The following is a 14,594-nucleotide window of genomic DNA, read 5'->3' as shown; positions in this document are numbered from 1 at the left end:
GGGGTCACTTCTTGTAGGCCTCGTCCATCTTCTTCAGCGCCTCGTCGATGGTCGACTTCCCGGCCAGCAGCTCCTGGATGACGGCGAAGTGCACCGGCTGCACCTCGGCGTTGGGCCACCGCTGGTCCATGAACGGCACCGCACGGTCCTTGGTGAACGGCAGGAACGACTCCACGGCCGGGTCGATGGTCGAGGAGGCGTCCTGGGTGAGCGGGATGGCGGCGATCGCCTTGGCCCAGGCGTTGATGCTCTCCTGCTTGCCGAGGTAGTCGATGAACGCCTTGGCCTCCTCGGCGTTCTTGCCCTTGGCGCTGGCCCCGAGGCCGACGACGACACCCGCCGGGATCCACACGGAGTTGGCGTCGTCGGCGCCCGGCACGGGGAACATCGACAGGTCGTCGGGCGAGGAGGCCGCCTTGCGGAAGTCGGGCAGGACCGCCGAGACCTGGATGGCCATGCCGGCCTTGCCGGTGGCCACCATGGACGTCTGCTGCTCGAAGGTGGTGCCGTTGGGGTTGTCGTTGAAGAAGCCGCGCTTCTGCAGCTCCAGGTACATCTCCATGGCGTCGCGCCAGCCGGAGTCGGCGAAGCTGGCCTGCCCGGCGAGCTGCTTGTCGTCGAACGCCGGGTCCTTGGCGTAGACGGTCGAGGGCACCAGCGCGTACGTGATGAGCTGGGTGACCCACGGCGTCTGGGCACCGAGCGCGATCGGCGCCACGCCGGCCTTCTTGAGCTTGTCGCAGACGGCGAGGAACTCGCTCCAGGTCGTCGGCGGCGCCTCGATGCCGGCCTTCTCGAAGACCTTCTTGTTGTAGACGGCCCCGATGACCGACGAGCCCGCGGAGAAGATGTACGTCTTGCCGTCGAGCTGGAAGGCGGGCTTGAACCCGGCCGGGATCGTCTGCGTCCACGCCTGGGCGGACAGGTCGGCCAGCAGCCCGGCCTTGGCGATCTGGGTCATCGACATCGCGCTGCCGTTGCCGGGGTACACCACGTGCAGGTCGGGGGCGTTGCCGGCGCCGAGCTGGGTGCGCAGCGAGGTCTGCACCTGGTCGGTGGGCGCGTACGAGGCGGTGATACGGACCGAAGGCTTGCTCGTCTGGTAGGCGGCCGCGAGCTGGTCCATCGGCGTCTTCTGGTCCGCCACGCCGATGAACTTCAACTCGGTCGCGGCCTGGCCGCCGCCCGTGGTCGCGGTGGTCTCCGGCCTGGTGGAGCAGGCGGTGGCGGCAGCCGCAGCGGCCAGACCGCCCATCATGCGCAGGAACTGCCCGCGGCTCAGCCTCGCGTCGCGCAGAAGGTCGGTCATGTCCCGCCCACCTCCATGAATTGATTGTTAACTTAACAATCATTCTTGTTAAAAATGTTGGATGTGGGGAGGCTACGAGTCGCCCCAGTGGGGTGTCAAGGGTAGGATTTCGCAGCCGTCCAAGAGGGTGAGAGGGCTTTGGTGGATTCGCGTCAGCACACCTCAAGCAAGGCCACCCGGTGGCGGGACATGGCCGACCACATCGTGCGGCGGGGCTCGGCCTCGGTGACGGAGCTCGCCGAGAGCTTCGGGGTGAGCGTGATGACCGTCCACCGGGACCTCGACGAGCTGGAGCGCCAGGGCATGGTGCGCAAGGTCCGGGGCGGGGTCACCGCCCAGGCCAGCAACGTGTGGGAGAGCAACATCGCCTACCGGCTCCAGGCGCACACCGCCGAGAAGGACGCGATCGCCCGGGTGGTGGCGGGGATGATCGAGCCGGGCAGCTCGGTCATGCTCGACGACTCGACCACGGCGCTGGCGGTGGCCCGCCAGCTGAGCGTGCTGGCCCCGCTGACCGTGGTGACGAACTTCCTGGAGGCGATCAGGCTCCTGGCCGGCAGCCCCGACATCCGGCTCATCGCGCTCGGCGGCGAGTACCGATCCACCCACGACTCGTTCCTCGGACTCGGCTGCGTCGACGCGGTCGAAGCGGTGAGCACCGACGTGGTCGTGGTCTCCACCTCGGCCGTCTCCGACCAGTACGCCTTCCACCAGGAGCAGGAGATCGTGCTGGTCAAGCGGGCGATGCTGCGCGCGGGCGCCCGCCGCATCCTGGCCGTGGACGGCTCCAAGCTCGCCCGCGTGGCGCTGCACAGGGTCGCGCCGCTCGACGACTTCGACGCTATCGTCGTGGACGCCGGCGCCCCGGCCGACCTGCTCCAGCGGCTGCGCGACCGGCACGGGAACGTGCACGTGGCACAGATGTAACGCAAATTGGCGTGATTTGTAACTTGAGTCTTGTTAAGAGCTCACCCGCTTGCTAGAAAGTGAGGGCTTTCGACCCCCAGCTCAGGAAGCAGCATGGATCATCCCTCACGTCGATCCTTCCTCGGCCTCGGCGGCGCGGCGTTCGCCTTGGCCTTCTCCACGAACCTGGCCGACCCCTGGACCGCCGAGGCGGTCGCACGCGGCGGCGACTACCCCTTCACGCTCGGCGTGGCATCGGGAGACCCGTTGCCCGACCGGGTCGTCCTCTGGACGCGGCTGGCCCCCAAGCCGCTGGAGCCGCTCGGCGGGCTGCCGTACAACAAGATCAGTGTTGACTGGGAGATCGCCGAGGACGAGGCGTTCGCGCGCCGTGTCCGCCACGGCACCACCTGGGCGAACCCGGAGTACGGCCATGCGGTCCACGTGGACGCCAAGGGCTTGCGGCCGGGCCGCGAGTACTTCTACCGGTTCCGCAGCGGCGGCGAGATCAGCCCGGTGGGCCGGACCAAGACCGCGCCCGCGCCGGGCAGCAGCCCGGAGGCGCTGCGGCTCGCCTTCGCCTCGTGCGCGTCGTGGCAGGACGGCTACTACACCGCCTACCGCCACCTCGCCGACGAGAACCCCGACGTGGTCTTCCACCTCGGCGACTACATCTACGAGTACGGCATCGTGCCGATGGGCGGCAACCGGCAGACCCCGGTGCCCGAGCAGTTCCGGGTGCAGTGCGACACCCTCGACCGCTTCCGCATCCAGTACGGCCTCTACAAGAGCGACCCGGACCTGCAGGCCGCCCACCAGCGCGCGCCGTGGATCGTCACCTGGGACGACCACGAGGTGCTCGACAACTGGGCGGGGCCGAACGGCCCCGGCGGCGAGGTGACCGCGGAGGACTTCCTGGTCATCCGCGCCAACGCCTTCCGCGCGTTCTGGGAGAACATGCCCGTCCGGGTGCCGGCGGTCGAGAGCCCGGACGCCCGGATCTACCGCAGGTACACCTTCGGCGACCTGGCCGAGTTCAACGTGCTCGACACCCGGCAGTACCGCGACGACCAGGTGTGCGGTGACGGGCAGCAGGTGGACTGCGCCGACCGCCTCGACCCGGCCCGGCAGATGCTCGGCGCCGAGCAGGAGCGGTGGTTGCTCGACGGCCTGGGCGCATCCCGGGCGAAGTGGAACGTGCTGGCCCAGCAGATCGCCATGATCCAGCTCGACTTCGACCCCGGCCCCGCCCAGCGGCTCAGCATGGATCTGTGGGACGGCTACAAGGCCGCCAAGGACCGCCTGATCACCGGCATGATCGACCGCGAGGTCAGCAACCCGGTCGTGCTGACCGGCGACATCCACTACAACCTGGCCGGCGAGCTCAAGGCGAACTTCGACGACCCCGCCTCCCAGACCGTCGGGACGGAGTTCGTGTGCACGTCGGTCAGCAGCGGCGGCAACGGCAACCCGGCCACCGGGTTACCCCCGGGCGGCAGCGACCCGGTCAACCCGCATCTGCGCTTCTCCAGCTACCAGCGCGGCTACGTCTCGTGCGAGGTCACCCGGACCCAGTGGCGGGCCGACTTCAAGGTCGTCCCGTACGTGGACCGGCCCGGCGCCCCGGTCTCCACCAGGGCGAGCCTCGTCACCCTCGACGGCGTCCCCGGCCTGCAGGCGCTCTAGGAGGTATGACCCATGATGCGTAAGCTCGCCGCCGCCGCACTCGCCGTCGCGCTCACCACGGGTGCGGCCTGGGATCCCGAAGAACCTCCGTCCTCGGCTTCCGTCAAGGTCAGGCCGGGCGTCTCCAAGGGCACCGGGAAACTGATCCCCCGGGCCGGCGCCGACCGGCTCGTCGCCCCGCTGGGCGTGGACCCCGCCTGCCCCGCCAAGATCGAGATCGGGATGCGCAGCGACGCCAAGAAGGCCGCGTACGCCACGATGAACGTCGAGATCGACGCGCCGCTGACCGCCTCCCGCACGATGCTGACCAGCTACCTGCCTGCCGGCTACGAGGTCGGCGCGAAGCTACTGGTCGCCGTCCCGCCCGAGGCGAAGGAGGGCACGTACGGGCTGAGCCTGCGCACGCCCGCCCAGACGCTGCGGGTGCCCGTCGAGGTCGTCGCACTCGACCGGCTCGACAACGGTGGCAACCTCGCGCTGCGCCGGCCGGTCGCCGCCTCCTCCCAGCACACCAACGCCAACTACCCGCCGTGCAGCGTGGCCGACGGCGACCGCTCCTCCAACGGCTGGGCCGGCGGCAACGGCTGGAACGACGCCACCGCCCGCGCCTGGCCGGACACGGTCACCATCGCGCTGGGCGGCCCGAAGCAGGTCTCCCGCGTGGACCTGTACACGCTCGACACCGAGCGCTACCCGGCCAGCCGGTACGGGGTGCGCGACTGGGACGTCCAGGCCCAGGTGAGCGGCCAGTGGCAGACGGTCGCCCAGGTGCGCGGCAACACCGCCGGCAACGTGCGGTCGGACTTCGCGCCCGTCACCGCGGACGCCGTCCGCATCGTCGCGCTCGCCTCGAACGGAGCCAACGACTACACGCGGATCATCGAGGTCGAAGTCCGCTGAGCGAAGGGAGAAGCCCGTGAACACGTTCACTCGCATCACGCCGCCCCGCACCAAGGTGGGGCTGGTCGCCGGAGGGCTGGGGGCGTACTGGCCGCAGTTCCCCGACCTGCTGCCCCAGCTCCAGCGCTCGTCCGCGCGGGTGGCCGAGCGGATGAAGGCGCTGGACTGCGAGGTCGTCGACGTGGGCTTCATCTCCGACGCCCAGGAGGGCGCGGCCGCGGCCGAGAAGCTGCGCGCGGCCGGGTGCGACCTCATCGTCGGGTTCCTCACGACGTACATGACGGCCACCATGCTCGTGCCGATCGCGCAGCGCAGCGGCGCGCCCGTGCTGCTGATCAACCTGCAGCCGACCGAGTCGATGGACCACGCCACCTTCGACACCGGCCAGTGGCTGGCCTACTGCGGCGCCTGCCCGCTGCCGGAGATGGCCAACGCGTTCACCCGCGTCGGCATCCCGTTCCGCTCGGTCTCCGGCTACCTGGAGGACGAGCGGGCGTGGGAGCGGATCGGCCGGTGGGTGCGGGCCGCGCACGTCCGCGCCACGCTGCGGCACGGCCGGCACGGCCTCATGGGCCACCTCTACCCGGGCATGCTGGACGTGGCCACCGACCTGACGCTGGTCAGCGCGAACTTCGGCGGGCACGTCGAGGTGCTGGAGTTCGACGACCTGCGGGTACGCGTGGAGAAGGTCACCGACAAGGAGGCCGCCGAGCGGGTCGCGCTGGCCCGCGACGTGTTCGAGCTGGCGGACACGGTCAACGAGGAGGACCTCGGCTGGGCGGCCCGCGTGTCGGCCGGCCTTGACCGGCTGGTCGAGGACTTCGAGCTGGACAGCCTGGCCTACTACCATCGAGGGCTCGACGGCGAGATCCACGAGCGGCTCGGGGCGGGCATGATCCTCGGCGCGTCCCTGCTCACCGCCCGCGGCATCCCGGCGGCCGGCGAGTACGAGCTCCGTACGTCGCTCGCCATGCTGATCATGGACCGGCTGGGCGCGGGCGGCTCGTTCACCGAACTCCAGGCGCTGGACTTCGCCCGCGGTCACGTGGAGATGGGCCACGACGGGCCCGCGCACCTGGCCATCAGCTCTCGCAAGCCGCTGCTGCGCGGCCTGGGCGTCTACCACGGCAAGCGCGGCTGGGGCGTGTCGGTGGAGTTCGACGTGACGCGGGGGCCGGTCACCGCGTTCGGGCTGCGACAGGACCGGGACGGCCGCTACGGGTTCGTGGTGTCGGAGGGCCAGGTCGTGGAGGGCCCGCTGCTGCAGATCGGCAACACGACCTCCCGGGTGGACTTCGGGTGCGACCCCGGCGAGTGGACCGACGCCTGGAGCGCGAGCGGCATCTCCCACCATTGGGCCCTCGGCACCGGCCACCGCCTGGCCGACCTCCGCGCGCTGGCCGACCTCCTGGAGGCGAAGGTCACGCACGTCCAACACTGAACGCGTGCTGCCGAGCGGCGAAGAAGCCGTCGGGGGCGCTCGGCCGGTCTGGCTTCCCGGCGGTGGGCGGTGCGCCGGGGAAGCCCTGACCAGGTCACTCGGGCGGCGAGGTGGCCGGGTCAGCTGGTGACGGTCAGGTCGCGCAGCAGGAAGTAGCTGACGGAGTCGGCCTGCTTGTAGAGGTGGAACTTCTCGGCCTTGGACTTGGCCGTCTTGTCGGCGGTGACGATCGTGACGATCACGTACTTCTTGGCCACGTTCGCGCGGATCTGCCCGTACACGAACGTGGCGAGGGCCATGTCCCTGCGAATGTTCACCGGGTCCGACGTGAGCTTCGCCATCCGCGTGGCGGCGGTCTTGGCGGCCTTGTCCGTCGGGAACGACAACATGACCTGCACCGCCTTGAGGTGCCCGCGGTACGCCGAGTAGGCGACCTGGACGGCGCGCTCGCAGTTGTTCTTGGCCAGCACGCCCTGGGCGTCCACCGGATCGCACGTGTCGTACGTCCAGCCGCCGACCTTCTTGGCGTCGAACTTGACGCCGCCCAGGTTGAACTTCCAGTCGTCGAACTCGGTGTGGGCGATCGGCGATCCAGGCGCGGCCCGCGACGAGGTCGGCGGGGTGTCCGTGGGCTCGACGGCCGGCTCGGTCGGCTCCTCCGACGGCGCGCCCGTCGGCTCCCCCGACGGCTCCCCCGACGGGGATTCCGACTGCCAGGGCGCCGTGGTGGGCAACGACGTCGTGGCGCCCGGCTGAGCGGCGGCGGGCTTGGAACCGGCGGAGTTGAAGTACGACACCGCTCCGACCGTGCCGCCGATCAGGAGGAGGACGCCCAGGCCGGCGGACAGCCCGATCATCAGCGTGTTGTTGCGCTTGGGAGGCAGACCGTAGTCGTAGTCGTACTGGGACATGCCGTACGGGTCGCCCTGGCCGTGCTGGTTCTGCGAACCGTACGGATTCTGGGGGCCGTAGGAGCTCGGCGGGTCGTAGGGACCCGGCGAGTCGTACGGGCTCGGCGGGTCGTAGGGGTACTGCGGACCCTGCGGGTTACGTGACCCGGGCGAGCCGTGCCGGCCCGCCTGCTGACCGAAGCCAGGGGGCGGGCCCCCTTGCCGCGACTGCGGGCCATGCCCGGGCCGGCCCGGCCCCTGGTCCGGGCCGGCGCCCCGCGGTCCGTAGCCGGGCCGCGGCGCTTGACCGGACGACGGCTGGCCGTACCCGGGCCGGCCGTGTCCCTGCGGTGCTCCCTGTGCCTGCTGGCCCCACGGATCTTCCGGGTGAGGCTGCTGTGGAGGGTATGCCATTGCCCCATTGTGGGATGGCTTATCGGCATTACTTCGAGGACCGCGCTATATGGCATAGGAATGAACCTGGCCTTTGGCCTCGTACGTACAAGACCAAAGACCATTCCATAAGCGGGATGAATTCGCCTTCTCTATTCTTTGTCGCTCTCCGCCGCACCGAGCAAATGCTTGGTAGAGTCGGTGCGTGCTACTGGAGGGCAACGTCGCGATCGTCACCGGGGCGGGCCCCGGACTGGGGCGAACTCTGGCGGGGGTGTTGAGCGAGGAGGGCGCCAGGGTCGTCGTGGCCGCCCGCACCGCGGCCACCCTGGAGAAGATCGCCGCCGAGGTGCCAGGCGTGCTCGCCGTGCCCTGCGACGTGACCAGGATCGACGACGTCCGGCGGTTCGCCGCCACCGTGATCGACCGGTTCGGCCGGGTGGACGTGCTGGTCAACGCCGCCTTCCCCGGATCGCACCGCGGGAACGTGCTCGACATGTCCGCCGACGATCTCGAGGCATGGCGCCGGGCCGTCGAGACGGGCGGCTACGGCACGCTGCTGGCCTGCAGGTTCATCGCACCGCACATGGTGGCACAGCGCTCGGGCTCGATCGTCAACATCACCTCCATGTCGTCCCGCAAGGGCTACGCCGGGCGCAGCGACTACGCCGCGGGCAAGGCCGCGGCGCACCTGCTGTCACACTGCCTGGCCGACGAGCTCGGGCCGTACGGGGTACGGGTCAACTGTGTCGCGCCCGGCTGGATCGCCAGCGACGTGCTGGATGAGTGGATGCGCACCCGGGCGGCGGCGGAAGGCGTGACGTTCGAGGAGATCCTCGCGCGCGACCTTTCGGCGATGGCGCTGCGTCGCATCGCCACCGAGGAGGATGTGGCCCGCGCCGTCGTCTACCTCGCCTCCCATCACGCCAGGGCCGTCACCGGGGCCACCATCGACGTCAACGGCGGCCAGCTGTTCGCGTGACCGGGCATGGGCGGGTCGGGCTCGTGGATCCCCGTACCCAGGCCGAGGAATGACGACGGCCCGCGCCGGTCCGAAAGCGCGGGCCGCCGGGCTCAGACCTCCAGCTTCTCCTCGATGCCGCGGAGGTGGTGCCTGGCCAGAGCCAGGTTGGCGCGCCCGCGGTCGAGCGCCAGGTAGAGGAACAGACCCTTGCCACCGCGCCCGGTGATGGGCCGGATGATGTGGTACTGGCCGCCCAGGGTGATCAGAATGTCCTCGATGCTCTCCTTGAGACCCAGCGAGTCCATCGTGCGCAGCTTGGCCTTGACCACCTCGGTGTTCCCGGCGGCGGCGACCTGGAGGTCCAGGTCCTTCGATCCGCCGAGGGTGCCCAGCGCCATGCCGCTGCCATAGTCGACGATGGCCGCGCCGAGCGCGCCGTCGATCGTCATCATCTCCTTGAGAGAGACGTCCATGCCCGCCATGTTTCCTCCCTTTCCTGCCGGGGATTGTTCACTGCTTGCGTGCTGCGACGGCGGCCACGCCGGCGGCCGTCTTCCTGCCCTCCAGCCGGAGGAGCCCGACGTTCGCGCCGGGCCCGGCCAGGACTGTGAGGACGATCGTGGGGCCGGCGGCGTAGAAGGCCACGAAACCCGCGGCGCCGGAGATCAGCGTCTCCTCCAAGGCGCCCTGGCCCGTCATGGCCAACATCCGCCTGCTCATGGCCAGCAGCGCCGCGGACAGGGCCGCGGCCTGGTCGCCGACGTTCTCCGGGAGGTCGCAGGCGATCGGCAGGCCGTCCACGGTGCACGCGACGCTGCCGCTCACGTCCGGCGTGCGCTCGCGCAGGAGCGCCATTTCCTCCAGAACCTCTTGTCGTAGCTCCACCGGTGGTGGCCTCCTCCTGAGTGAGGGGAACCTCACGACAGCTCCTCCAGCGCCTTCTTCAGCCGCGTCAGCAGCGCCAGATCGGTCCGATCCCCCGTCGTGGGCGGCCCGAGCGGCAGCGGGGCGGCCTCCCGGTCGTGCGGCGGGCGCGCCCGCTCCCCGCGTACCCGCTTCGGCAGCTCCGGCATCGGCGGGGCGAGCAGGCCGGCGGCCGCCAGCCTGCGGACCGCCAGCAGCACCGAGTAGCCCGACCGCCCGATCCGCTTGGCCACCTCCAGCGGCGTCGCCTGGTGATCCGCCCGGACGAGCACCTCCCACTGCACCCGGTTGAGCGTCACCGCGTGCCCCGGCAGCCGCTCGACCGGCCGTACCGGAAGCGAGTCCACCTCGGCCGAGGGCCAGATCTCGGCGAGCTGCGCCCGCCGCCGCGCGCACTCGCGCACCAGCCCGGCCACGTCGAAGAACCACTGCCCGCCCAGCCAGTGCTCCTCGCCCGGACGGAACTTGGGCCGCGTCCCGCTCATCGGCAGCAGGAAGAAGGCCGCGTCGAGCACCGCGCCGAGCACCGCGTACTGCAGCTCGCCTGGCGTGATCGACCCCTCCTGCAGCAGGCGGGCGCAGCCGCCGTCGGCCCGCAGCGCGCGCAGCGCCGTTTCCGTCATCCGGCCCCTGGCCGTGAGCAGGCGCTCGACGCTCGGGGTCTGCGCGCACTCCATGTACGTCACGCGCCCCTCGGACAGGAAGATCGTGCCGCTCCTGCCAACCCGGAGCGCGCCCGTCGAGCGCTCGCGGGCGAGCCCGGCCAGCAGCGTGTCCAGCTTGGTCATGGCTCACGTCGTCAGGCGGCTGGAGATGGACCGCAACCGGTGCCTGGCCAGTGCCAGGTTGGATCGTTCCAGGTCAAGGCGTACATAGATGACCAACGGCCCTTCGAAGAGGGTCTCCAGCGGCCGGAGCAGATGATGGCCCTTGTCCGTGGTGATCAGCATGTCGTCGATGCGCACGACGTCGCCGGGGCAGGTCCGGGCCAGGCCGTCGGTCGTGGCGCGCAACGCCTCCGTCAGGGCGGCGGCCGACCGGTCGGCGTCCACGCCCGAGTCGCTGCTGAAGGCCACCGCCATGCCGCTGGTGTGGTCCACCAGCATGGCGTCCAGAGCCCCTGGTATGGACATGACTTCAGCCAGGCAGGTGTCAATTCCGAGCACGTGACCTCCCTCGCCGCGGTGGGACGCAGTCAGCGTAGGGGTACGGAATCAGGCCGAAGCGCAAGCGGGCGCTGGAGTTAAGGTTTTGTACGGCTATGGCGTAGAAAACCATCACCACTGCGCATAACTGTGCGATTTATGAGCATTTTTCGCGGCTATGCGGAATCCTCCGGACGACAGCGATCGAGGTTCGTAGGCTCTCGTCATGCGAGTCTTCGTCGCAGGCGGCACCGGAGCGATCGGCGGTCACGCGGTGCCGGCGCTGCTCGCCGAGGGACACACGGTGACCGCCCTCGCCCGCACACCGGGCAAGGCGGCCGCTCTCGCCGAACGCGGCGCCACTCCCGTCGCGGTGTCGCTCTTCGACCGCCAGGCGCTGGCCTCGGCGCTGGCCGGGCATGACGCGGTGGTCAACCTGGCGAGCGCGATCCCGCCGATGAGCAGGTTCATGAGCACCAAGGCACAGCGCGAGAACCACCGGGTACGCGCCGAGGGCTCGGCCGCCCTGGTGGATGCCGCGCTGGCCGCCGGCGTCGGCCGGGTCGTGCAGGAGTCGGTCTGCATGCTCTACCGGGACCAGGGCGGGCGCTGGATCGACGAGGACGCGCCGGTGGACCGTTACCCGCTGACCCGCATGTGGCTGCGCGTCCCCGGCCGGGCCGCATGAACCGCCCCTCGACTCGGGCAGTGACCGGCGGACGGGTCAGGGCTTGCGGGCGATGCCGCCGAACATGAGGCGCCGGCCCACGGTCAACTCCTCGGGGAGGTCCGCCTCAGGGCGCCACAGGGGCAGCGGCACGACCCCCGGCTCCACCAGGTCGTATCCCTCGAAGAAGGCCGTGATCTCGGCAACGGTGCGGAACCTGCCAGTGCCGAGGAGCGCGAGGAACTTCTTCTCCGCGTCGCGGGAATCCTGGCTCGAGTCGCAGAAGTGGGTGATGAAGAGGTGGCTGCCGGACGGGACCGCCGCCATGTACGCCTCGACGATCCCCCGCGGGTCCTCGTCGTCGTGCAGGTGGTGCAGGATGCCGACCAGCATCACGCCGACCGGGCGGTCGAAGTCGATGAGCCGCTTGACGGCCTCGTCACCGAGGATCGCCGCCGGGTCGCGCAGGTCTGACGTGACCACCGCGGTCCGCTCGTTCACGGCCAGCAGAGCCCGCCCGTGGGCCGGCACCATGGGGTCGTTGTCGACATAGACCACGCGTGACTCCGGGTCGATCGACCTCGAAGTTGTCCTTGCCGTGCAGGACGACGTCATAGGCCCTGGCGATGCTGGGCCTGGTCGTGTCGATCGCGCTGTTCCAGTCGTCCGGAGTCTCGGCCACGGGTTTCTTCCTCGCGGAGTCGATCTCAAGATCATAGGGCGCGCTTGGCTCGACACATGTTCTTATCACCCTATAAATGCGCGCATTGTGCCCAGGTTTTCGGTGCCCGCAGAGGTCTTGTAAGGGAGTCCTGTCAGGATTACGATCTCACCACTCTTTAGGAAACTTTCCTAAATAAGGAGGCTGAACTCGTGGTCCGTCCCGGTACTCGCGGGAGCCTGGTGTTACTCGCACTCGCACTGATCGTCGCAGTCATGTCCCCGCCCGCCGCCGTGGCCCGCAGCGCGCCGGCCGCCTTCACGCATCCCGGCGTGCTCGTCAGCAGGGCCCAGCTCGACTTCGTCCGCTCCAAGGTCAACGCCGGCGCGCAGCCGTGGAAGGCCGCCTACGACCAGATGGTCGCCAGCAGCCTCGCGTCGTTGTCGCGTACCCCGAAGCCGCGGGCCGTCGTGGAGTGCGGCCCGTACTCGAACCCCAACCTGGGCTGCACCGACGAGCGCCAGGACGCGCTGGCCGCCTACACCGACGCGCTGATCTGGTACATCTCGCGCGACACCCGGTACGCGCAGAAGGCCATCCAGATCATGGACGCCTGGTCCGCCGTGATCACCGACCACACCAACAGCAACGCGCCGCTCCAGACCGGGTGGGCCGGCTCGTCCTGGCCCAGGGCGGCCGAGATCATCCGGTACACCTACACCGGGTGGTCCGCCACGGGCGTCAACCGCTTCGCGACCATGCTCAGGAACGTCTACCTGCCCGAGGTCATCAACGGCAGAGCCACGACGAACGGCAACTGGGAGCTCTCGATGATGGACGCCGCCATCGGGATCGCGGTGTTCCTGGAGGACAAGGCGGCCTACGACAAGGCGGTGAGCACGTTGCGGGCGCGCATGCCCGCCTACATCTACCTCACGAGCGACGGCGCCCACCCCAAGGGCCCGGCCGTCAGCAGCATCGACACGCGGTCCGAGATCGTCGCGTACTGGCATGATCAGGAGACCTTCGTCGACGGGCTCTCCCAGGAGACCTGCCGCGACTTCACCCACACCGGCTACGGCCTGGCGGCGATCGCGCACGTCGCCGAGACGGCCCGGATCCAGGGGCAGGACCTCTACCCCGAGATCGCCGACCGCCTGCGGCACGCGCTCGGCCTGCACTCCAAGTACCAGCTCGGCACGGCCGTGCCGTCATGGTTGTGCGGCGGCGGCCTCACGCTGGGCCTGGGCCCGGTCACCGAGGTCGGGTTCAACGCCCTGCACCATCGCATGGGCATCGGGATGACCAACACGCAGACCCTCACCGAGCGGCAGCGCCCGGCGGGCACCAACAACCTCTTCGTCGCCTGGGAGACCCTCACCCACGCCGGCAACCCGAACTGAAGCACACTGCCCTACGCCGGCCTGCCGCCGCTCGGCAGATCGGCACGGTCGGGCACCATTCGCGGGAGACCGCGTAGCCGCGGCTCCAGGTCCGCGGGCCACCGACGGCCCGCGGCCGGCCGCCGCGGCTGCTCCGCGCCCGCGCCCGCCGAGGCGTGCGCCGGCACGGCCCGCACGGGCGCCGCCCCCGCCAGTACGCCGAGCCACCAGTGCCGCCAGGTCTCCGTCACGCCACCCGCAGCGGGCGCAGGGCACCGCCCCACGCGAGCACCTGGTCGAGGACCAGGCTCAGCCTCTCCTCCTGGGCCGGGACGGGCTTGAAGGCCGTGAAGTTCTCGAAGTCGGTGTGGACAGAGAGCGTCACCTGAGCCTGCACGGTGGCCACGCTCACCATGGCGAGGATGTGCCGCAGGTGCTCGACCGCGCGCACCGCGCCGTCCACTCCGTAGCCGACGAAACCGGCCGCCTTGTTGCTCCACTCCGCGTACAGGAAGTCGATGGCGTCCTTGAGCGCGCCGGGGATCGAGTGGTTGTACTCGGGCGTCACGAACACGAACGCGTCGAAGGACGCGATCTTCTCCGACCACCGCTTGGTGTGGTCGTGCTGATAGTTCCCCATCGCCGGCGCGTTCGGCTCGTCCAGGTGGGGCAGGCCGTAGTCCTTCAGGTCGACCAATTCGTACTCGGCGTCACCGCGCTTGGCCGCCAGATCGTGCACCCACTGGGCCACCGCCTCGCCGTTGCGGTTCGGGCGGGTGGTGCCGACGATGATGCCAACCTTGGTCATGTCAGGTCCTCTCAGGAGACGCGTTCGGTAAAGGCGCGCAGACCCACCGTAGGAGTCGCCCCTGAGATAGCCAATGCGTGAACGGCTCGGCTTTTTGCGTGAGAGTCTCATGGCCAAGACTCCTCGGGTGGTGTGATCCTGCGCGGGTCGTGCCGGCTCATCCCGCCCGGCGGCGGCCCGAGCCCTGCCGCCGGCCATCCCCCAGCGCGCCGCCGGCGGCGGCGATCGCGCTGTGGAAGGAGACTTCGCTGAGCAGCCCCGGGGCGGCGACCATGTCGCCGGCGAGGAAGACGCCGTCGCCGCGGACGACGGCCGGCCGGTCCCGCCATGTCTGGCCGGGCAGGTCGAGCGCGCCCGTCCGGCGGTTGGCGAGGCTGTCGCGGTGCCAGGTGGTCCGGGTGCGCCAGCCGGGCAGAGCCAGGTCGACCATGGCCTCCAGGCGGGCCAGGCCTTCCTTCTTTCCCTCGTCCGCGCGCAGCGGCAGCTGGGCCTGGATCAGCGACTCGCCGGGTGGGGCG

Annotated in this window: 17 protein-coding genes and 1 pseudogene; 7 read left to right on the top strand and 11 right to left on the bottom strand. The window is 70.2% G+C overall.

The window, feature by feature from the left end; genetic code table 11:
- Positions 1–4: 4 nt before the first annotated feature.
- Entirely contained in the window at positions 5–1,309 is a 1,305-nt protein-coding gene (locus ETD86_RS02390; RefSeq protein ID WP_138664410.1) for an extracellular solute-binding protein, read from the bottom strand.
- Positions 1,310–1,450: 141 nt separating this feature from the next.
- Between ETD86_RS02390 and ETD86_RS02385 the strand changes: the two genes are divergently transcribed.
- The 4 genes from ETD86_RS02385 (at position 1,451) to ETD86_RS02370 (ending at position 6,242) form a co-directional block, all read left to right on the top strand.
- Positions 1,451–2,236, top strand: coding sequence for a DeoR/GlpR family DNA-binding transcription regulator (locus ETD86_RS02385; protein ID WP_246147540.1), 786 nt, complete (start codon positions 1,451–1,453; stop codon positions 2,234–2,236).
- 93 nt (positions 2,237–2,329) lie between these two features.
- Positions 2,330–3,901, top strand: coding sequence for an alkaline phosphatase D family protein (locus ETD86_RS02380; protein WP_138664409.1), 1,572 nt, complete (start codon positions 2,330–2,332; stop codon positions 3,899–3,901).
- Positions 3,902–3,913: 12 nt separating this feature from the next.
- Positions 3,914–4,801, top strand: coding sequence for a discoidin domain-containing protein (locus tag ETD86_RS02375; protein WP_138664408.1), 888 nt, complete (start codon positions 3,914–3,916; stop codon positions 4,799–4,801).
- Positions 4,802–4,817: 16 nt separating this feature from the next.
- Entirely contained in the window at positions 4,818–6,242 is a 1,425-nt protein-coding gene (locus ETD86_RS02370; RefSeq protein WP_138664407.1) for an L-fucose/L-arabinose isomerase family protein, read from the top strand.
- Positions 6,243–6,361: 119 nt separating this feature from the next.
- Here ETD86_RS02370 and ETD86_RS02365 read toward each other — a convergent pair whose 3' ends face one another.
- Positions 6,362–7,546: an RAD23 family protein gene (locus ETD86_RS02365; protein ID WP_138664406.1), complete on the bottom strand. Its 1,185-nt coding sequence runs from the start codon at positions 7,544–7,546 to the stop codon at positions 6,362–6,364.
- 184 nt (positions 7,547–7,730) lie between these two features.
- On the opposite strand from ETD86_RS02365, the gene ETD86_RS02360 reads away from it, so the two are divergent.
- Positions 7,731–8,507: an SDR family oxidoreductase gene (locus tag ETD86_RS02360; protein ID WP_138664405.1), complete on the top strand. Its 777-nt coding sequence runs from the start codon at positions 7,731–7,733 to the stop codon at positions 8,505–8,507.
- A gap of 92 nt (positions 8,508–8,599) precedes the next feature.
- On the opposite strand, the gene ETD86_RS02355 is transcribed toward ETD86_RS02360, so the two are convergent.
- From ETD86_RS02355 to ETD86_RS02340, 4 genes are read right to left on the bottom strand one after another with little or no spacing between them, the layout of a single operon-like run.
- Entirely contained in the window at positions 8,600–8,971 is a 372-nt protein-coding gene (locus ETD86_RS02355; RefSeq protein ID WP_138664404.1) for a hypothetical protein, read from the bottom strand.
- Between the two features lie 28 nt (positions 8,972–8,999).
- On the bottom strand, positions 9,000–9,374 hold the full coding sequence (locus ETD86_RS02350; protein WP_138664403.1) for a roadblock/LC7 domain-containing protein: 375 nt from the start codon (positions 9,372–9,374) through the stop codon (positions 9,000–9,002).
- A gap of 32 nt (positions 9,375–9,406) precedes the next feature.
- Positions 9,407–10,201 carry a hypothetical protein gene (locus ETD86_RS02345; RefSeq protein ID WP_138664402.1) on the bottom strand — a complete coding sequence of 265 codons (795 nt, stop codon included), beginning with the start codon at positions 10,199–10,201 and terminating at the stop codon, positions 9,407–9,409.
- 3 nt (positions 10,202–10,204) lie between these two features.
- The gene (locus ETD86_RS02340; protein ID WP_138664401.1) at positions 10,205–10,579 is read right to left on the bottom strand and encodes a roadblock/LC7 domain-containing protein; all 375 of its coding nucleotides are present in this window, start codon (positions 10,577–10,579) and stop codon (positions 10,205–10,207) included.
- Between the two features lie 205 nt (positions 10,580–10,784).
- Here ETD86_RS02340 and ETD86_RS02335 point away from each other — a divergent pair, with 205 nt between their 5' ends.
- Positions 10,785–11,246, top strand: a complete 462-nt coding sequence (locus ETD86_RS02335) for an NAD-dependent epimerase/dehydratase family protein (RefSeq protein WP_138664400.1) — start codon at positions 10,785–10,787, stop codon at positions 11,244–11,246.
- A 36-nt stretch (positions 11,247–11,282) separates the two neighbouring features.
- On the opposite strand, the gene ETD86_RS02330 is transcribed toward ETD86_RS02335, so the two are convergent.
- Together ETD86_RS02330 and ETD86_RS57820 are read right to left on the bottom strand one after the other, a co-directional pair.
- The gene (locus tag ETD86_RS02330) at positions 11,283–11,783 is read right to left on the bottom strand and encodes an SAM-dependent methyltransferase (protein WP_246147539.1); all 501 of its coding nucleotides are present in this window, start codon (positions 11,781–11,783) and stop codon (positions 11,283–11,285) included.
- Positions 11,665–11,907 (bottom strand): SAM-dependent methyltransferase, encoded by a 243-nt coding sequence (locus ETD86_RS57820; RefSeq protein WP_246147537.1) that lies wholly within the window; start codon positions 11,905–11,907, stop codon positions 11,665–11,667. Before ETD86_RS57820 ends, ETD86_RS02330 begins: the two co-directional genes overlap by 119 nt.
- 254 nt (positions 11,908–12,161) lie before the next feature.
- On the opposite strand from ETD86_RS57820, the gene ETD86_RS02325 reads away from it, so the two are divergent.
- On the top strand, positions 12,162–13,289 hold the full coding sequence (locus ETD86_RS02325) for an alginate lyase family protein (RefSeq protein ID WP_138664399.1): 1,128 nt from the start codon (positions 12,162–12,164) through the stop codon (positions 13,287–13,289).
- Positions 13,290–13,300: 11 nt separating this feature from the next.
- Here the strand turns inward: ETD86_RS02325 and ETD86_RS02320 are convergent, their stop codons facing one another.
- From ETD86_RS02320 to ETD86_RS54765, 3 genes and pseudogenes are all read right to left on the bottom strand, one after another.
- Positions 13,301–13,519, bottom strand: coding sequence for a hypothetical protein (locus tag ETD86_RS02320; RefSeq protein ID WP_138664398.1), 219 nt, complete (start codon positions 13,517–13,519; stop codon positions 13,301–13,303).
- Positions 13,516–14,076 carry an NADPH-dependent FMN reductase gene (locus tag ETD86_RS02315; RefSeq protein ID WP_138664397.1) on the bottom strand — a complete coding sequence of 187 codons (561 nt, stop codon included), beginning with the start codon at positions 14,074–14,076 and terminating at the stop codon, positions 13,516–13,518. Before ETD86_RS02315 ends, ETD86_RS02320 begins: the two co-directional genes overlap by 4 nt.
- 157 nt (positions 14,077–14,233) lie before the next feature.
- Positions 14,234–14,594, bottom strand: a pseudogene (locus tag ETD86_RS54765) (FAD-dependent oxidoreductase); the annotation flags it as partial.

The organism is Nonomuraea turkmeniaca, from assembly GCF_005889735.1.
Lineage (GTDB): Bacteria > Actinomycetota > Actinomycetes > Streptosporangiales > Streptosporangiaceae > Nonomuraea > Nonomuraea turkmeniaca.
The sequence above is the reverse complement of the archived record's forward strand: the minus strand, read 5'-3'. Positions and strand labels throughout refer to the sequence as shown.